This window comes from Arthrobacter sp. 05T423 (assembly GCF_056396245.1).
In genome coordinates this window covers 1-999 of sequence record NZ_JBFTLC010000094.1, presented here as the reverse complement: position 1 = coordinate 999, position 999 = coordinate 1, and the positions used below count along the sequence as shown (strand labels likewise).

The window sequence follows — 999 nt, the reverse complement described above, 5'->3', positions numbered from 1 at the left end:
TCGAAGTATTTGACATCTGCCGGCACCAGKGTGCCAAGGCCGCCGTTGTCGGCGCGGTTCGCCTCGACGAGTCCGCTGGCGGTCACGAACTGCGGCAGGCCGCGGGCGGGACCGGGAATGAACTTGCCGTAGGGGTCGACGGCGAGCTGGGGCACGTTCAGGACGTCCTTGTCCAGCAGTTGGATGCCGAGCAGGGTCTTGGCCTGTTCCTTGACGTTGGCCCAGTTGGCCATGCCGTTTGCCGCCTTGGTTCCGGCTGTTCCGCCGAGCAGCTTGCCTGTGGAGACCGGCTTGCCGTCGGTGTTGTTGACGTATTCGCGCACGAAGACCTGGTGGGACGGGTGCGACGTATACGTCTGGGACTGGTCCACGTACGGGGAGTCGGTGTTGGAGGCATCCTGCACGTCGTCCGCGGTGCCCAGGACGCCGTCGGGGCCGGGCTGGTTCTGCGCACGCGTCAGCACCATGAAGCGCTGGTTGGCGGGCAGGTCATCGGCGTTGCCGAAGACGTGGTCCGGCCCTGCAACCAGCGGATCGTCGKCSCGGAGCGGCACGAACACGTTGCCGCCGCTCTTGACGGTCTGATCCACGCCGTGGTCAAAGAACTGCCCGAACAGCGTGAACATCGAGTTGTAGGGTGGCGAAAGCCCGACGTCGGTGGTGACGTTCGGGATGAAGAGAGTGTTGTGCGACGGCACGCAGCCGGCCGGAACGCCCACTACCGGCGGGGTTGCCAGCGGATCCGGGTCGGTGGTGCAGGGGTGAACGCCYRSRTCGCCCTGGGTGCGGACCGGGAACCCCGCGGCAGCCACGGCTGCAGGGTTGGTGGAGGTCTGGTCCACKATCAGGTTGCTGATGTCGCGCGGCTTGCTGTCGAAAACGTTCCCGCTCTTCTGCTTGTAAGAGGTGGGGCCGGCGGGACCGAAACCGGCGGGCACGGGGTCTGCATCGTTGAAGACCGGCGTGGTGTAGCGGGGGAACTTCTGATCAGCGGCGCCG

The 999-nt window shown here is 66.4% G+C and carries 1 pseudogene; it reads right to left on the bottom strand.

From position 1 onward, the window contains the following. A pseudogene (locus tag AC1DFE_RS24045) lies at positions 1-999 on the bottom strand (peroxidase family protein); the annotation flags it as partial.